At 44.0% G+C, this 16684-nt stretch carries 13 protein-coding genes; 4 read left to right on the top strand and 9 right to left on the bottom strand.

Going from position 1 to position 16684, the window contains the following annotated elements; genetic code table 11:
* Nucleotides 1-38 precede the first annotated feature (38 nt).
* From LZG71_RS04245 to LZG71_RS04205, 9 genes are all read right to left on the bottom strand, one after another.
* Nucleotides 39-416, bottom strand: coding sequence for a VOC family protein (locus tag LZG71_RS04245; RefSeq protein ID WP_233817329.1), 378 nt, complete (start codon nucleotides 414-416; stop codon nucleotides 39-41).
* A gap of 167 nt (nucleotides 417-583) precedes the next feature.
* Nucleotides 584-1390, bottom strand: a complete 807-nt coding sequence (locus tag LZG71_RS04240) for a helix-turn-helix domain-containing protein (protein ID WP_233817327.1) — start codon at nucleotides 1388-1390, stop codon at nucleotides 584-586.
* Between the two features lie 60 nt (nucleotides 1391-1450).
* Nucleotides 1451-2074 carry a chloramphenicol acetyltransferase gene (locus tag LZG71_RS04235; RefSeq protein WP_233817325.1) on the bottom strand — a complete coding sequence of 208 codons (624 nt, stop codon included), beginning with the start codon at nucleotides 2072-2074 and terminating at the stop codon, nucleotides 1451-1453.
* A 3-nt stretch (nucleotides 2075-2077) separates the two neighbouring features.
* Nucleotides 2078-2767 carry an HAD family hydrolase gene (locus tag LZG71_RS04230; protein ID WP_233817323.1) on the bottom strand — a complete coding sequence of 230 codons (690 nt, stop codon included), beginning with the start codon at nucleotides 2765-2767 and terminating at the stop codon, nucleotides 2078-2080.
* Nucleotides 2768-3055: 288 nt separating this feature from the next.
* Nucleotides 3056-4516 (bottom strand): BNR-4 repeat-containing protein, encoded by a 1461-nt coding sequence (locus LZG71_RS04225; RefSeq protein WP_233817321.1) that lies wholly within the window; start codon nucleotides 4514-4516, stop codon nucleotides 3056-3058.
* A gap of 38 nt (nucleotides 4517-4554) precedes the next feature.
* On the bottom strand, nucleotides 4555-6234 hold the full coding sequence (locus LZG71_RS04220) for a RagB/SusD family nutrient uptake outer membrane protein (RefSeq protein ID WP_233817319.1): 1680 nt from the start codon (nucleotides 6232-6234) through the stop codon (nucleotides 4555-4557).
* Between the two features lie 18 nt (nucleotides 6235-6252).
* Nucleotides 6253-9600, bottom strand: coding sequence for a TonB-dependent receptor (locus tag LZG71_RS04215; protein WP_233817317.1), 3348 nt, complete (start codon nucleotides 9598-9600; stop codon nucleotides 6253-6255).
* A 174-nt stretch (nucleotides 9601-9774) separates the two neighbouring features.
* Nucleotides 9775-10776 (bottom strand): FecR family protein, encoded by a 1002-nt coding sequence (locus tag LZG71_RS04210; RefSeq protein WP_233817315.1) that lies wholly within the window; start codon nucleotides 10774-10776, stop codon nucleotides 9775-9777.
* Nucleotides 10777-10919: 143 nt separating this feature from the next.
* On the bottom strand, nucleotides 10920-11516 hold the full coding sequence (locus LZG71_RS04205; protein WP_233817313.1) for an RNA polymerase sigma factor: 597 nt from the start codon (nucleotides 11514-11516) through the stop codon (nucleotides 10920-10922).
* A gap of 153 nt (nucleotides 11517-11669) precedes the next feature.
* On the opposite strand from LZG71_RS04205, the gene LZG71_RS04200 reads away from it, so the two are divergent.
* The 4 genes from LZG71_RS04200 to LZG71_RS04185 all read left to right on the top strand — a co-directional run bounded on the left by LZG71_RS04200 (nucleotide 11670) and on the right by LZG71_RS04185 (nucleotide 16528).
* Complete coding sequence (locus tag LZG71_RS04200) at nucleotides 11670-12881, top strand: dipeptidase (RefSeq protein WP_233817311.1); 1212 nt, start codon at nucleotides 11670-11672, stop codon at nucleotides 12879-12881.
* Between the two features lie 126 nt (nucleotides 12882-13007).
* A complete protein-coding gene (gene glgB, locus LZG71_RS04195; RefSeq protein WP_233817309.1) occupies nucleotides 13008-15029 on the top strand; it encodes a 1,4-alpha-glucan branching protein GlgB in 2022 nt (673 codons plus the stop codon).
* A 126-nt stretch (nucleotides 15030-15155) separates the two neighbouring features.
* Nucleotides 15156-15839 (top strand): hypothetical protein, encoded by a 684-nt coding sequence (locus LZG71_RS04190; RefSeq protein ID WP_233817307.1) that lies wholly within the window; start codon nucleotides 15156-15158, stop codon nucleotides 15837-15839.
* 17 nt (nucleotides 15840-15856) lie between these two features.
* The gene (locus LZG71_RS04185; protein ID WP_233817305.1) at nucleotides 15857-16528 is read left to right on the top strand and encodes an NUDIX hydrolase; all 672 of its coding nucleotides are present in this window, start codon (nucleotides 15857-15859) and stop codon (nucleotides 16526-16528) included.
* Nucleotides 16529-16684: the final 156 nt, after the last annotated feature.

Below are 16684 nucleotides of genomic sequence, written 5' to 3'. Positions count from 1 at the left end.
AACCAATCACTTGATCGAGTGGATTTCGTGCTCTGATGCTAATTACCCGGAGCATACTTCACAATATCAATCCCTATTCCGTTCGGATCAGAGATGGTAAAATGTCTGTCTCCCCATGGTTCATCCCTCAGGTCAATTTTGATTTCTATTCCTTTCTTTTTTAAGCTTTTGTAAATCTTGTCAACATCATCCACTTCGATTGTCAGGTACATACCTTGTCCGTTGAACGGTTTGTGAAACAGCGGCTGCTGAGTTGGGTGATTGGGAAGCAAAAAGCTGATTTCATTTTGCTTGCCTGGCGTGTGCAGTAACAGGTAAAACTCATTTTCGAATGTGATGCCAAAGTCCAGAACTTCTGTATAAAAAGCTTTGGTCTCAGTCAATTTGTCGGTTACACTTCCTGCGTTCAGTTTCATAGATTCTGGTTTTTTAGATGGTAAAACAGATTGAGCAAAACAGCCTGTGGAAATACAGCAAGCTATCAGAAAAATGGTCAAGCGTTTCATAAAACAATTATTCTGTTTGATTACCATACAAATTTCGCATGCTTGGAAACAGAAAAATTGTAAAATTCGGACAACTTTCACCTTCCGTACAGTTTGCCAGGAGTTACACCATAGAAGGTTTTGAATTCCTTAATGAAATGTGCCTGGTCGTAGTATCCCGTATCAGAGAAGAGCTTATTCTGTTTCAAACTTTGTCCGGAGGGTTTTGCTCTGAGAATGTTCTGAAAACGTACAACTTTACTGAAAGTTTTGGCGGAATCACCCACATAAAATTCGAATAGTCGCCGAAGTTGTCTTGGACTTAGACCTGTGTCAAGATCCGTTTCAATGTTGATCACACCATAATTTTTCAGGATGATTTCCATTGCATTATAGAATCTTGTATCGTTGCTGAAAGCAGTATTTTGAATAAGGTTCAGGAAATAACTGTCGAAGGTTTCTTTGATCTGGGGGAATGTCAACTCGTTGGAGAAACGCTCTGAGATGAAACTTGCCGTATCGGGAATTACGGCTGATAGTTGTTCGAAGCGGTTGCTTAGTTCGGATGCATCTGTCTTAAAAAGCTGAGGGAAAATGCTTGGGAAAAAGCGTACACCCACGTAGTCAAAGGAGTTTTCGAGCGGGAATTCGGTATACTTTTTACAAAATCCCATCACGAAATTTTCCGCAGGGTTGTTCAGCTCAAAGAAGATATCAATGCAACCATCGGCAACCACCCGATAATGAAAAGGATCGGATAATGGTTCGCTGGTTTTCAGTCTCCAGTAACAATAAATGAAGTTCGATAACTCGGCAACTGGTACAATTTCCTGGTACGTTACGTGTTCAGCCGACTGCTTTACAGTAGGCTGAACGGGCATATAGAGGTTCCGGAGATTGATCATAACTTGTTACAAAAGGCGAGTTATTCGATCGTACTAACAAAATGGCGTCAAACGGACCGGTTAGGCATTCAGCAAATCCTGAAACAGATCAACATACTCACCCACGTGCAGGCCATCCATTAATGCATGATGAACGTGAATGGAAACAGGCATGGTCCTTGTGTTACCATTCGAGGTCATTTTACCAAAAGAAATTTTGGGTACACTGTCCGGAAATGCTAAATTTCTTGCGTGTGACATGGACGTGAATTTAAGCCAGGGCAACGAAGAATAATGGATTACGTCATCGGCAATGTAGTCCGGGAAAAGATTGGTCGTATTGCGAATCCTTTCAATTTCCACGTCGGAGGTATTTTTGAAAATTTCAAAATTTTCGTCAAATGGCATGTAACTGAAACCAAACGTACCGTTTTCTCTGCCTATGGTTGCGGATGCGGAAACTTTGTCGTGTATAACAATCTGTTTATCAGCGTTGATCCGGTACCGGAAGCATTCGATCTGATTAACAGCCATCAGGGATTTGTGCAGGTAGTAAAGGAAAAATGAAGTTTCTGATTCCTTCGCTTTCTGGTAAGCTTTGGTACAATCCACTTCAACGCAAATACCAAAAAGGGGTTCACTAAACTGGCTGAAAAAGTGATAATGTTCTTTTCTTGGCCAGTTATCTAAATCAAGTATTGTCATAGGTTAGTTAATGTAATTGAGCACCTCCCGGATTGTAGTAAGCTGTCTGAAATTGTCGTGTTCAATATGAGCTTCTACTTTTTCGTGTTCCCAGGTCGTGTGAAAAGGTACATGAAAACCGTGCCCTCCGATATTGAGGACAGGCAACACATCTGACTTCAACGAATTCCCGATCATCAGAAATTGCTCGGGCTGGATATCCAGATGTTTGATGAGTTTCCGGTATTCCGGTTCCTGTTTTTCAGAAACAATTTCGATGTGGTGGAAGTATTTTGCCAGTCCCGATTTATTCAGTTTTCTTTCCTGGTCCAGCAAGTCACCTTTGGTTGCCATCACCAGACGATACTTGCCATGAAGGGCTTCAAGCACATCTTCAACACCATCAATGAGTTCAATATCTTTGTCGAGCATCTCTTTTCCCAGCGCAAGAATCCGTTCAATCGTTTCAACGCCAATCCGCCTGTCTGTGATGGAAATGGCTGCTTCGATCATAGATAAAATGTATCCTTTAACACCATATCCATAATGTTTCAGGTTTTGTATTTCAATAGTGAGCAGCTCCCTGGAAAGGCTGTGGTGGGGGAGAAAATCTTCCAGCATATCACAGAATGCTTTTTCCGTTTCGAGGAAAAATGGTTCGTTTACCCAAAGTGTATCGTCAGCGTCAAAGGCGATAATCTGTATGTCGGTCATTGTAAATTTCGTGGAATTCGCTTTTTCATTTGTTGCCACGAATTACACTAATTTTCACGAATACTGCTGAATGGTGTAGGTAAATTTGTGGATATCCAGGTAGTGGTATGGTATGGAACAGTGATTCAGGTGCTTTTTTGTAATTGTTTGAACAAAATATAGACAAGGAAGCAGAGGTTATAAACAAGTAGTGGCTTACCCGACCGCAGGCCAACCACTATTTGTTTAGAAAATATATTTGCCTTTCGACGGCAGATTTTACTAAAATCAGCTTTAATCCAATCTACGTTATTTCATTTTGACAGGTATAGCAGTCTCATCCTGCATATCGTAAGGAAGCTGCCAAACGTCACCTTTACTGTTTCCAAAATATAATCTTGATTCACTCATTTTGTCAGGATTGCCATCTGCCCAAAAAAAATAAAAAGGATCTTTTCCGTTGACTACTTTGCGTACATAGTTGTGGTTACGCGGGCTGTTGCTTGTCAGTTTTTTGGTCTTTTTCCAGGTTTTGCCTTTGTCTGTGCTTTTCCACATTACAATTTCTCCGCCGCCTCCCCATTTCTGAGGACTGTTTTCGGTAGGTGCCACCACGATCCATTCCTTGCCTTTAACGAACAGACTTCCGGTGTCATAGTTGTGATCGGAGGTCGTGATTTTATGATCTTCCCATTCCTTTCCATTGTAATAGAGAATCGACCAGTCTTTTAGTCCGTTCTGAGGACCAGGCTGATGCCCCGTTCCGGATACATGGAGTGCAATGGGATTTCCTTTTTCATCAAAATTGACATCTTTGATATACACATTTTTCTTTTTGCTGTAATATTCCCGGAGCAGGGCAGGTGTGTTCATATCCGTTAAAGGAACCGGAATTTCTTTGCCATCAATGGTCGTCCAGGTCTGCCCAAAATCGGTAGTCTGCAAATAATAGATATTCGTACGCTGATCCACATCGCCGTTCGGATGCCAGTTGAAGAAGAAAGCAACCTTGTTCCCATGCTGACCGCTGATCTGGTAATGACCGCTGTTTTTGTCTCCGGGTCTTTTGATTCCCGCCAACTTTTTATCCTCCGTCCAGGTTATGCCGTCTTTACTGGTTTCAAAATACAATTCTCTTGTACCCGTGTATTTGGTAAAAAGATGCAGAAATCCTTTACCTGAAATGTACTTGGGCTGCGGATACGTCATTTCCTCATCCGTGATCTGCTGGAAGCCATCGGTGCTGTAAGGTTTATTACTTCTGTACTTAAAACCAAGCCGCGTTCTTCCTCTTCCGCTTACAAATACCCACAGATAACCTTCATCATCCATGGCCAGGCTCGGATTGTCGTGCGGATCGTTCACGCCTTTTTTGTCATAAACGACGACGGGTTTGGTAACGGTGTTGGCGGCGTGGTCGTAGCTGCCGATCATGCAAAGCAGGTACCTGTCGTTAATGCCGGTAGTGCCACCGTAAACGAAGAATGTTTTGTTCACTTTCGGAGCATAAACGGACAAAGGAATGTGTTTGGCTGTGTATGTGCCAAGCCCTCCCGAGTATTTGTCGCCGTATTCGGAAAACTGGCCAAGGGTAAACCATATCCCTTTGTAGCCATCTATTTTCCTGACCGTATCGGTTTCGGGAGCATTTTGGCCTATTGAAGCACAGTTGGAAAGCAACGGTAGGATAATAACCAGAAACAATATTCTTAGATAGTTCAGGTTACTTCTGTGAAATTCTGATGCGGTATCAACCATAGTTTTTTTCATATTAAACAAATGCAAAACTGTTATTTAAAATATCCGGATTAGTTATATCCCTGATTCTGACCAAGCCCTGGCGTTGCGTCCAAAGCGGTTTGCGGAATAGGAAACAAAGCGTGATGCGGCTGAATGGTCTTTTTTGTCAGGTAAAAAAACGCCGGCTCATCCATGCTGTATGTTTTGGTACGGTCATACCATAAACCGAGCCTGTTAAGGGTAATTCTTCTGGGCTCTTCAATAATCAGTTCGCGTGCCCGTTCGTCGAGAATGTAGGCAATGTTGACCTGAGCAGGTAATACCGGTTTTGTTTTTGCCCTGGCTCTCAGTTTGTTGATATCAGCTGCCGCCGATACCAGGTCGCCTTTCATCAGATGAGCCTCTGCACGTAGCAGATAGGTTTCGGCAAGCCGGTAAACAATGAACTTGTAGTCCGGTGTGGTACTGCTGGTCAGGCTCTCGATAATGCCTTCGCCTTTACGGACCATCGGGTAAATAAACTGTATTGTGTCAATGAGTCCTGGTGCTTTAAAATCTATTTTTTGTCCGTAGAGTGCATTGGATTTGTTGTTGTAATACCAGTCGCGCTTGATATTCCATGGAGAGTTGCGCATGTCATTTTTGTTTTCTCCTGCCCAAATATCGTAGTTGAAATAGTTGGTTGTGCGAACGTAGCCAACGGGTCGTCCACCAAGAGAATCGGCCAGCGTCATGCCCTGTTTTCCGTTAGGAGCAATCAGATTTCCGTAATAGGGCCCCCAGGTTCTGGAAAGGCTTGGTCCACCTGCGCCTCCCGGAACCCGGTTGGCGGTTTGGATAACCCAGATACTCTCCATATTTCCACCGCTTCGGTTGGCGTTGTTTTCCCAGAACAGGTCAGAAAACACATCGCCACCACCTGCAGGAAAATGACCATGATGTGTAGGATCGTTTCCGAATCGCTCGTTCATGAGGCGATAATGTCCTGAATCGATGATCCTGGAAGTTGTCGAAATGGCGTCGTCTGGCAGATTTAATTGTAGATACAAGGTGGACAAAAGCATGTCTGCGGCAGCCTTCGTCAGTTGTCCTTCGGGTATTTGCCCCGGATTTGCGGGTAAGTGCTGAGATGCAAATTCCAGATCCTGGCGTACCAGCAAGAGTATATCTTCTTTTTTTGCGCGGGTAAATTCAAATTGTGGCGTGAGTATTTCCTGGGTGATCAGCGGCACATCTCCATAAAGGTTGGCAAGGGTATAATAGGCATAAGCCCGAAGGAAGCGGGCCTGGGCGAGGATCCCGTTTTTTTCTGCATCACTTTTCCAGGGAACACCGGGTAGTTCAGCACGCGCAATAATGGTATTGGAACGCGGAATGAGCGTTTGATAGGCCTTGTTCCAAAAGTACCGGGACGCTTCATGTGTGGAATTAAACAGCGAGAAATCGACCATCAGGTAAGGGCGGTGTTTCTGACCTACACTGGCTACGTCGGTTCCTATGCGCAGATATTCGCGGTATGGATAGCCGCCGTTGTCAGTTCCGTTGTCGTTGTAAATAAAATTCCGTGCGTCGGCATACAATGTATTCACAGCGAGCTGGAAGGTTTTTGCATCAGTAAACGCATTTTCCGTACTGAAAAAATCCTTGGGAGTTTCTTTCAGGATATCGCTGTCACAGGAGTACAATCCTGTTGCAATCAGAAAAATCAGCGTTGCATTTTTACAGAAGTTCAAATATTTTGTATTCATTATCATGTCATTTGATGATTATAAACCAAGATTAATACCGGCAGTGAAGGATTTCATGGTCGGATATTGCCCACGACCGGAGCCGGTGGTTTCAGGATCCCAGCCACCCCATTTCGAAAACAGAACCGGGTTCTTAGCACTTATGTAAAACTGCAAACGGTTCATTTTTAAACTGTTCAAAATTGATTTGCCAAATTCGTAAGACAGCGATACATCCTGAATGCGGAGGAAAGAAGTGCTTTGAAGCCAGGCAATTCCATAAGAATTCTGATAGTCCATGGAGGTGTATTCGTTGCCCGGGTTTTCGGGTGTCCACCAGTTGATATGTTTGTCCCGAACACGGTATGTAAAACTCGACGCCGGATTGTAAATAGCGGCATTGTTACGCATTCCGCCAGCCATTCCACTAAACTGAACATAAAGGCCGAGACCCTTGTACCGGAGATTGGTGCTGATTCCGTAAGTAAACTTTGGAACGTTGTAACCAATAATCGATCGGTCCGCATCCGGGGTAATTTTGCCATCACCATTCAAATCTTTCAGCTTGTAGTCACCGGCACGGAAGCCCGTTGGAATTTCGTCTCCGATTTGCCAGACCCCATCCACGTCATAATTGTAATAGGCTTGAACAGACTTACCAATAAACCAGCCGTTGCTGATGTCATCCATTTCTCTGCCGGTGGCATCTTTGTTGCCGTAGAGTTTTGTGATTTTGTTGACGTTCCTGGCTATGTTGGCAGAAGTAGTCCACTCAAAATCGTCTTTCCTGATATTAACCGTATTCACCACCACTTCAATACCCTTGTTGTTGACAGCGCCAAGATTTGACAAAACGCTGGAAAAACCATTGAGTGTAGGAATGGTGCGTGATACAAGCAGGTCTTTAGTGTCCGAATGATAGAGATTCAGGTTACCGGAAATACGGTTTTTAAAGAGCTCAAAATCAACTCCCAGATTGGCGGCGTAAGTACTTTCCCATTTCAAATTCTCATTTCCCATACTTGTCTTAGCGATACCGTAGGCTGTGGCTCCACCGAAAAGGTAATTGTTGGCTGTGGAGGGTTCAATCCGGCTTAGCGACTGGTATCGGTTAATTCCCTGGTTTCCGTTTACGCCGTAGGAGAAGCGGACTTTCAGAAAGTCTATCGACTTTACATTTTTCAGGAAAGATTCGTCAGAAATTACCCAGCCGATAGCCATCGAAGGGAAGAAAGCAAACTTGTTATTGGCACTAAAAACGGAGGCGCCGTCTCTTCGTCCGGTGAATGTGAGCAGATACCTGTCTTTAAATTTATAATTAATCCGGGCCATCATGGCTATTGCCCGGTAGTCGGAGTAGGAGGCATTTGAAATCTGATTTTCACCCAGGCTGAGGCTGTAATAAGTCAGCACATCCGTTGGGAATGTATTCGCGCTGGCCGTTACCACATTCTCATAAGCGTAATTGTAGTTGTATAAAAATGTGGCATCAATGTTGTGTTGAGTTGCGAAGGTCCGGTTGTATTTAACCAGATTTTCAATATACATATCCTGCGACTCCGCCGTCATGTCACTCGCGCTTGAAACGCGGTTTAGTCCACCGGCATTGAAGGTGGGAGTGAAATTGAATTCCTTCCTGTTAATAATGTTGTTGGAATAGGTAAACCGATAGCGCAACCCAGGAATAAACGGCACATTTACTTCACCGTAAAATATCCCGAAAAGATCTTTTCGCTGGTGGGTCAGATGATTTAAAGTCGGGAGCAACGGATTGGAAACCAGCCCGTCTGTCATCGGAATAGGATTCAGGATTGTTTGGGCAGAATCAAGATACCATCTTGCAAAAGGACTAAGCTGAAATGCTGCATTCAGGTTGGCTGGTGAGTTGGATACATCTACGAATGCAAAGGAAGAATTAGTCCCGAATTTGAGCCAGTCTGTGATGCTTGTTTCCAGGTTCAGGCGTAGCGAAGCCCTTTTAAACTGATCTCCGATCACTTTTCCCTGTTGGTCTGTCCAGCTACCTGCTACGTAGTAACTGGTTTTTGCAGTTTTGGCGCCAATGTTCAGATTGTAACTTTGGATGGGTGCGCGCTGCGATACCCGTTCTATGGCGTCAGTGGTTCGTCCGTTTTCAAAGTTCTCAATTTCATCGGTATTGAGGTATTGTGCGGGATTATCCAGATTTGGCTGAGGCGCTACACCACGGTAAGCAAGCGTTTTCTGATAATTCAGTCTTTTTTGAATGTACTGTTCAGGTGTTTCCAGATCCATAGACATCAGGAAATCCTGGGTTCCTGCGTAGCTGTTAAACTGGATGGTCGGTTTTTCAGTAGTTCCCTTTTTTGTAGTGATCAAAATTACACCGTTAGCTGCTTTTGCCCCGAAGATGGCCGCAGAACTCGCATCTTTCAATACATCAATGGAGGCGATATCGTTTGGATTCAAATTGCCCAGCTGGCCGCTGTAAATAATTCCGTCCACAACAATCAATGCCGCATTATTGGCGGTCAGTGAATTCTGACCTCTAATTGAAATCTCATTTCCTGAACCCGCATTTCCACCTGCACTAATGCTCACACCAGGAACTGTTCCGCGCAATGCCTGTATGACGTTGGTATTCGGAAGGGTTTCATTTTTGGTGTTGTCAATGCTGGAAACGGCACCGGTGAGGTCCCTTTTTTTCTGTGTTCCATAGCCGATCACCACCACCTCTTCCAGTGCTTTGGTATCTGCAACGAGTTTTACATTTAAAACGGAGCTGTTGTTTACAGCTATTTCCTGAGCAATGTAGCCTACATAACTGAACACAAGAATCGACTGCTCGTTTGGAACCACCAGCTCAAATGCACCATTTACATCGGTGATGGTACCTGTTGATGTTCCCTTCACCAACACGCTTACGCCGGGAAGCCCCTCGTTATTATTCGAATCCGACACCCGGCCTTTCACACTCAGATCCGCTTTTCGCGGAGCTGTTACGGTTGGTAATTCGGTGCTGGTTTGTCCTGCATAGGCTGTTTTGCTTCTGGATAGTAATATTTGTTCCCCCATTACCTGATAACTTATGCCTAACGGAAGCAAAAGTTTTTCCAGCACAGCGGACAGTTTTTCGTTTTTGAAAGAAAGCGAAACTGTGCGGGATAACGGTAAAAGATCACGGTTGTAAGCAAAGCGTATCCTGGCTTTATTTTCTATCTGATTGAGCGCATTTTTTAGTGAGGCCTCTTTGAGGTTCAGTGTCACTCCGCGATTGAGCAGTTCCTGGGCAGGCGTGGAATGGGCATAAGCCATTGCCGACAGGAAAACAATGCACATGAGTTGATAAAAAGTTACGCGCATGATGGTCAGTAGGATTCCATATTTGGAATACAGGTGTTTCTTCATAATTTTACAAATGACTGGTTGAATGATCGGAAGAATCAGCCGCTTTTAGCGGTTTTGGTCAGTTGTCTATCAGGAGTGTCGCAACCACTCCTGATTTTTTTTGACCTGTATTGTACAGTGTATCACATCATAGGCTAGTCAGTTTACATGATTTTATTAAGGGTTCAGGAATAGTCAGTTTGCTCCGCAGCCTTGTCCCGACATGATGATATGCTGGCCTTCAATTTCGTATGTGCTTACCATCAGCGTATTCAGCATTTCAAGGATTTCGGGCAGATTTTGATTATTAAAGTCAACTTTGAGGACACAGTCCATCATGGCAGGATTGGACAGCGATATTTTGACACGGAACGTTTTCTGTAAACGGGCTACAATGTCGCCCAGGCGGGTGTCGTCAAATGTGAGCGATACCGGTTGCCATGGCTCAATATCCGTTTGTTTGTTTTTAATGGTATTTAATGTGAGGTCGTTGGTGGCTGTGGAGAATATCGCCTGCTGCTGAGGTTTTAATAATACCGTTCCGGTATCTTTCCCGCCATCAGAAGCGCTTACAGACACACTTCCTGTAACTACGGAAACCTGGTAATTGCTGTCGTTCCGGTTTGCCCTGATGTTGAAACTGGTTCCATGCACCACCGTTTTAAGTTTTCCGCTTTTGATTACAAAAGGCTGATCAGGATTTTTGGTGATATCAAAAAATGCTTCACCACTAAAACTGATCTCACGCGTTTTCGAATCAAATGTTTTGGGATGCTCAATGCTGGCTTCCGGTTGCAACCATATAATGCTGTGATCGGGCAGCTCGTACTTCAACGCTTTCTTTTGCCTATTGGTAATTAAAACCGGATGTTCACCAGTTGTTATTTCGTGCTTGCTGTCAATTTTGGATGTGTAATAAAGGAAACCAATTGACAACAAAAGCATCGCAGCTATACCGCTGGCATAAACCCACCAATTGTTAAACGTATTTCTTTTGCTATGCAGAGCAGGCTGTATTTCACTAATCTGATTTTCGATCCGGTTGAAAAGAAGCTCCTGATCTTCTTCCGTGAATTTTTCGTCCGAGGTGAGGTGAAGGGTTTTATACCAACCGTCCACCATTTCGCGCTCACCGGCGGTGCAGTCGTTGGCAAGATATCGTTTCAGAAGGTCGGAAGAAGGCGTCTTTTTATTCATATATGTATAAGTATTCCACGTTAAAATGTGACCTATACTGATACAGTCGGGGTATTGGCACAATATCCCTTAGTTGAATATGAATTTATTTTTAAAAAAATGGATAATCCGGCGTGGAGCTTCAAAGCCGGAAGAGTTTCTGGTTAAAGACAGGTGATCCCAAGCAGGGCAAAAGCAATGTAATCTTTCATTTCAATACGCAGCTGCCGAAGTGCTTTACTAATATGTGCTTCAACCGTTTTCTCGGAAATACCCATATTTTGTGCAATTTCTCTGAGACTATAACCTTTTCTGCTGAGCTCGAATGCGACGCGGCATTTTGGAGAAAGTTTGAGAAGCGACTGCTCGTAAAGTTGGCTGAGCACATTCAGGTTCAGATACTCCTGCGTATCATCAGCAAGCGGATTTTCAATCTCATCCAGAGGTATGGTCGATTTTCGCTGTTCTTTATGGTAGTGATCAATGATGTTGTTTTTGAGTATCCCGTTAAGATAAGCCTGCACATTTTTCTCGATATCAAACGTGCTGCGTTTGATCCAGAATTTGACGAAAGTGTCCTGAACAATGTCTTCGGCGGTTGACTTCAAACCGGTTTTTCTAATTGCCGTATAAACCAGCAGCTTTACATGTCTCTTGTAAAGTTCGGCAAATGCGGATTCGTCGCTCTCCCTGCAAATCATTCGCACAAGATCATCGTCCGTATATTGTTCAGCTATTTTCACTGCGGTTTTTGGAAACATCGGTTAGCATTTAAAAGACAGCCAGGGTCGCTATATACCGGACCAGATCGCCTTTAATATTCCGGATTTGGTGCTTGAATAGGTTTTTTGCCAAAAAAGGTTCAATTTAAAGGATTCAAGAATTTTACTCCGTTACAGCTTTTTACTGGTTCTATGAAAAAGATATTACTCCTTTTGGCAATCCCTTTTTTATCGCAGGCACAAACTGTTCCCGACAATATAGCAGCCAGGGCAGCCGCCATTCACAACAAAGCTTTCACCATTGATACGCATGCGGATGTTCCCATCAACATGATGAAAGAGGGATTTGATATTGCAGTGGAGCACGATTATGAAAAGGATGGGTCGCAGATCGACTTTCCAAGAATGAAAAAGGGTGGGATGGATGCCATGTTTTTTGCGGTGTATCTTGGCCAGGGAAAACGTACCAGGGAAGCAAATGCCGAAGCAAAACGCAAAGCGCTTGCCATTTTTGACAAGATACACGAGGCAGTGCGACTGAATCCGGAAGTGGCCGGAATTGCCACAACCTCCAAAGAAGGATACAAGCTTCACAAGGAAGGAAAGCGGGCGATTTTTATTGGAATGGAAAATGGCTGGCCGGTAAGTGATGACCTCAAAAATCTGAAACAGTATTATGATCTGGGGTTGAGATACATCACTCTTTCACATTCGCTCAATAATGATATCTGCGATTCGTCTACCGATCCGGACGGCCCGGAATTCAACGGTTTGAGCCCTTTTGGGGAGCAGGTGGTGAAAGAAATGAACCGTTTGGGGATTATGGTCGATATTTCACACGTTTCCGATTCTACATTTTATGATGTGATCGGACTCACGAAAGTTCCGGTGATAGCCTCGCACTCGTCGTGTCGAGCGCTGTGCGACGTACCGCGTAACATGACAGATGAAATGATAAAAGTACTGGCCAAAAACGGCGGGGTGATACAGATCAACTTTGTACCTGGTTTTGTCAAAAAACCGTCTCAGGACCAGGAAATATCAATGAAAACATTGCGTATGAAGCTGCGCCAAACGGATTTGTCGGAAGAAGAAAAAAAGGTTCTTCGTGACGAAATGAAAGCAAATAATAAAAAGTACGAAAAAGATCTGCCAACTGTTTCCGACGCAGTGGATCACATTGAGCATGTTATCAAACTGACCGGCGTGGACCACGTAGGGATTGGTATGGATTTGGATGGTGGAGGCAAAGTCATCGGTCTGAATGACGTGAGCCAGATCGGAGCCATAACGCAGGAATTGGTTCGCAGGGGTTATTCTGAGAAGGATATAACCAAGATTTGGGGAGGAAATATCATGCGTGTGCTGGATGCGGTGGAAAAGCACGCGTCGGCATCACGCTAAAAAGCGCTTGTCTGTCAACGAATTTAAATTTGGCAGACAAAAAAATATATACATTTTGAGAAATAGTTTAATAAAATTGCAAATATTACATACTAATACTGATTTTCGTAAAAAGAATAAAATCTAATGGCTAAGTCAACTGGTAAAACTAAAACTGCATCAATAGCAGAATCTCCCCAAGAGGTCAGCTCTGATTCACAAGTGCAACAATTTAATTCGGTAGAAACAATTAGCCGCTTTACAGATTTTGATATTCATCTATTTCGTCAGGGGAAACATTTCAAACTCTATGAAAAATTAGGGTCACATGTAATGGAAAATAATGGCGTTGTAGGGACTTACTTCGCCGTATGGGCACCCAATGCAGCATCCATTTCTGTGATAGGAAATTTCAATGGCTGGAACCGGGAGGGACATCAGCTTGTGCCTCGTTGGGACAGTTCGGGAATTTGGGAAGGCTGGATTCCGAACATTGGCGTGGGTGAAGTTTATAAATACTTTATCATTTCCAACGACGGTCAGCATCTCGAAAAATCAGATCCTTTTGCTTTGTGGTGTGAGGTAGCTCCCAAAACAGCCTCCATTGTGTGGGATACCTGGTATGAGTGGAGTGATGCCGAGTGGATGAAAATCAGGAAGGAGAAAAACAAACTCAACGCGCCTCATTCCGTCTATGAAGTGCACCTTGGTTCCTGGCAGCGTGATCCTTCCGATCCTGAAAGATTTTTGACCTATAAAGAAATTGCAGTAAGCCTGGTTCCCTATGTGAAGGAAATGGGCTTCACACATGTGGAACTGATGCCGATCATGGAGCATCCCTATCCACCTTCATGGGGTTATCAAATCACCGGTTATTTCTCCGTTGCCTCCCGCATGGGAACACCGCAGGAGCTGATGTATCTGATAGACGCTTTCCATCAGGAGGGAATAGGTGTGTATATGGACTGGGTACCGTCGCATTTTCCTGGGGATGCACACGGCTTGTTCCGTTTTGACGGGACGGCTTTGTATGAGCACGAAGATCCACGTAAAGGCTATCATCCTGACTGGAAAAGTTACATATTTAACTACGGACGTAATGAGGTACGCTCGTTTCTGATCAGTAATGCAATTTTCTGGATGGACAGGTACCATACAGATGGAATCAGGGTGGACGCCGTCGCATCCATGTTATACCTGGATTATTCAAGAAATCATGGCGAGTGGATACCGAATGAATTTGGCGGACGTGAGAATTTGGAAGCAATTTCTTTGTTGCGCGAGATGAATATTGCGGCCTATACAGAGTTTCCGGATATCCAGACAATTGCGGAAGAATCAACTGCATTTCCAGGCGTTTCCAGACCTGTTTTCGTCGGCGGACTTGGCTTCGGCATGAAATGGATGATGGGCTGGATGAACGATACGCTTAAATACTTCGAAAAGGATTCGGCGTTCAGAAAATGGCACCAGGATCAGCTGACTTTTAGCCTTGTTTACGCGTTCTCCGAAAATTTTATGCTTCCTTTCTCGCATGATGAGGTAGTATATGGTAAGAAGTCGTTGGTTAATAAAATGCCGGGTGACGAATGGCAGCGCTTTGCTAACCTTCGGGTTATGTTCACCTACATGTTCACACACCCGGGAACGAAGCTGATTTTTATGGGCGGTGAATTCGGACAAACCTCAGAGTGGAATTTTCAGCAAAGCCTCGACTGGCATTTGCTGGAATTTGCTCCACACAAGGGTATGAAGGAATGTGTAAAAGCACTGAACAATCTTTACAAAACAGAGCCTGCCATGTACGAACATTCATTTACTGCCGAAGGCTTTGAATGGATTGATACGCAGGACAGGGAGAACTCGGTACTGGTATACGCCAGAAAGTCCTCTGATTCGAACTTGAATATTGTCATTATTCTAAACCTTACACCAGTGCCGCGGCCGGGGTATAAAGTGGGTGTACTATCGGCAGGAAACTGGAAGGAAATTTTCAACTCCGATGCAGAAGTATTCCACGGCAGTGGTGTTGTGAACGCCGGTAGCCTGACAGCCAGTGAGGATGAGTGGCATGGAAAAGCTAATTCGGTATTGCTGGATCTGCCGCCTATGGGAGCTGTTGTTTTAAAGCGAGACTTAGGTAAAAAGCCAAAAGCAACGAAAAAATAGCTACTGCCTGAGTTTGTCTCTAGAAGAAAAATACAAATATTTATGAAGTTTATGAGGCAGAGAGATATCTCTGCCTTATTTTTTTGCACATTTTTTTACCTTTGCCACATAACTATTTTGACTATAATGAAAATCGCACGACTTGCAGTTCTGTTAATTTTGGTTTTTTCTATTAAAAGTGTCGGTCAGCAGCTTGGAAGGGTTACATCGGGCGTAGACCTGGGGCTCGGATATAAGGAAGATGTTTGGGTGCCGTCGGCAATGTATCATCAGGAATTGAGTCTTAATAATTTCCCCTGGTTCAGAATAGGATGGGGTGTAAGAGGTGCGGGGTATTATGCAAACCGAACAGATCTCGCTCCTAAAAATACAGCGATGTCAGGCGATAGCTTAAAATTTGGTAAAATCACAACAAACACCATCAGCTTTTTGGTTGGTGCAAATGTGCGCATTTGGCGGTTTGATATCGGCGCTAATACGGATTTGATCGCTATCGGTTTTGGAGCGAAGAGACGCGGTCTGTATTCAGCCGGCAAGCTGACTAACGGAGAGGGTTCGGAGTTTTATAACACCTATGTTTCCAGCGCTCCAAGCACGCTTAATGCATTGCCGCTGGTGCTGGATAATCAGAATGGCCAGTCGGAATTATTTTTGCGCTATTGGATCACCGATAGAATAGGCATTAAGCTGGGGTATGTGCATGGGAGAGTTACTTACACATCTTCTGAAAAACTTGACAACGGACAAACCCGTTTCTCTCACAGCTACGGTGTTCCGTATGCAGCCATTTCTTTTCCTTTGTATAACTAACCTGCAACGACCTTGCGATGGCCGAAAAACTCGTAGACGCGCACAAGTTTAATCTTTGGAAAAACAGACTGGAATCGAATGGACTTGACATTCATCGTATAGACGAACTTTATTCGCGCCGCAACGGCAATGGTGAAGTGCTGTTTTCTTTGCTATATACAGACGCTACCACACCGGAAGGAAATAAAATCCCGCCGATCTGCTTTCTGAAAGGCGAAGTTGTGTGCGTGCTTATATGTTTCATCAATACCCTGACAAAAGAGAAATTCCTTATTCTGGTGAGACAGAGAAGGATTTGTGATGGTTCACTTACTTACGAGCACCCTGCCGGAATGCTGGACAGTGAGAGCGACGCGGCAGAAGTTGCAGCGAGAGAAGTTTGGGAAGAAACAGGAATTGCAGTGCAGAAAGAGCAGCTGGTTCAGTTAAATTCAGAACCATTTTATCCTTCCACAGGCACCAGCGATGAGGCAATGTATTTGTATTATTGCGAATTGGAACTGGCACATGACGAAATCCAGTCTTATCATAACAAAAGCCAGGGACTGCTTTCGGACCATGAATACATTGAGACGTTCGTAGTTCCGTTTGAAGAAGGTCATAAACTGATAACCAATGTAAATGGCGTATTACTCAATTTTATGTACCTTAAAGCAGTGGGTGACTGGGAGTTATTAAAGAAAATATAAACAGACGCATTTATAGCCACCGTAAACGGAAACAATTTTATTTGAAAACTATCAAAAAAATAAAATAGAGGCTATATTTGCACCCCGTTACAACCCCGCACCCGTAGTTCAATGGATAGAATTTCGGTTTCCGGTACCGACGATATGAGTTCGAAT

It is taken from the genome of Dyadobacter sp. CY312, from assembly GCF_021390535.1.
In the GTDB taxonomy this organism is placed as follows: Bacteria; Bacteroidota; Bacteroidia; order Cytophagales; family Spirosomataceae; genus Dyadobacter.
Note: the sequence above shows the minus strand (reverse complement) of the source record. Positions and strands in the feature narration are given on the sequence as shown.

Bases quoted from the DNA above. Each gene is read 5' to 3' on its own strand.
- LZG71_RS04215 (WP_233817317.1), bottom strand. From the start codon at position 9,600: ATGAAGAAACACCTGTATTCCAAATATGGAATCCTACTGACCATCATG.
- LZG71_RS04210 (WP_233817315.1), bottom strand. From the start codon at position 10,776: ATGAATAAAAAGACGCCTTCTTCCGACCTTCTGAAACGATATCTTGCC.
- LZG71_RS04205 (WP_233817313.1), bottom strand. From the start codon at position 11,516: ATGTTTCCAAAAACCGCAGTGAAAATAGCTGAACAATATACGGACGAT.
- LZG71_RS04230 (WP_233817323.1), bottom strand. From the start codon at position 2,767: ATGACCGACATACAGATTATCGCCTTTGACGCTGACGATACACTTTGG.
- LZG71_RS04190 (WP_233817307.1), top strand. From the start codon at position 15,156: ATGAAAATCGCACGACTTGCAGTTCTGTTAATTTTGGTTTTTTCTATT.
- LZG71_RS04220 (WP_233817319.1), bottom strand. From the start codon at position 6,234: ATGAATACAAAATATTTGAACTTCTGTAAAAATGCAACGCTGATTTTT.
- LZG71_RS04225 (WP_233817321.1), bottom strand. From the start codon at position 4,516: ATGAAAAAAACTATGGTTGATACCGCATCAGAATTTCACAGAAGTAAC.
- LZG71_RS04185 (WP_233817305.1), top strand. From the start codon at position 15,857: ATGGCCGAAAAACTCGTAGACGCGCACAAGTTTAATCTTTGGAAAAAC.
- LZG71_RS04245 (WP_233817329.1), bottom strand. From the start codon at position 416: ATGAAACTGAACGCAGGAAGTGTAACCGACAAATTGACTGAGACCAAA.
- LZG71_RS04235 (WP_233817325.1), bottom strand. From the start codon at position 2,074: ATGACAATACTTGATTTAGATAACTGGCCAAGAAAAGAACATTATCAC.
- glgB (WP_233817309.1), top strand. From the start codon at position 13,008: ATGGCTAAGTCAACTGGTAAAACTAAAACTGCATCAATAGCAGAATCT.
- LZG71_RS04200 (WP_233817311.1), top strand. From the start codon at position 11,670: ATGAAAAAGATATTACTCCTTTTGGCAATCCCTTTTTTATCGCAGGCA.
- LZG71_RS04240 (WP_233817327.1), bottom strand. From the start codon at position 1,390: ATGATCAATCTCCGGAACCTCTATATGCCCGTTCAGCCTACTGTAAAG.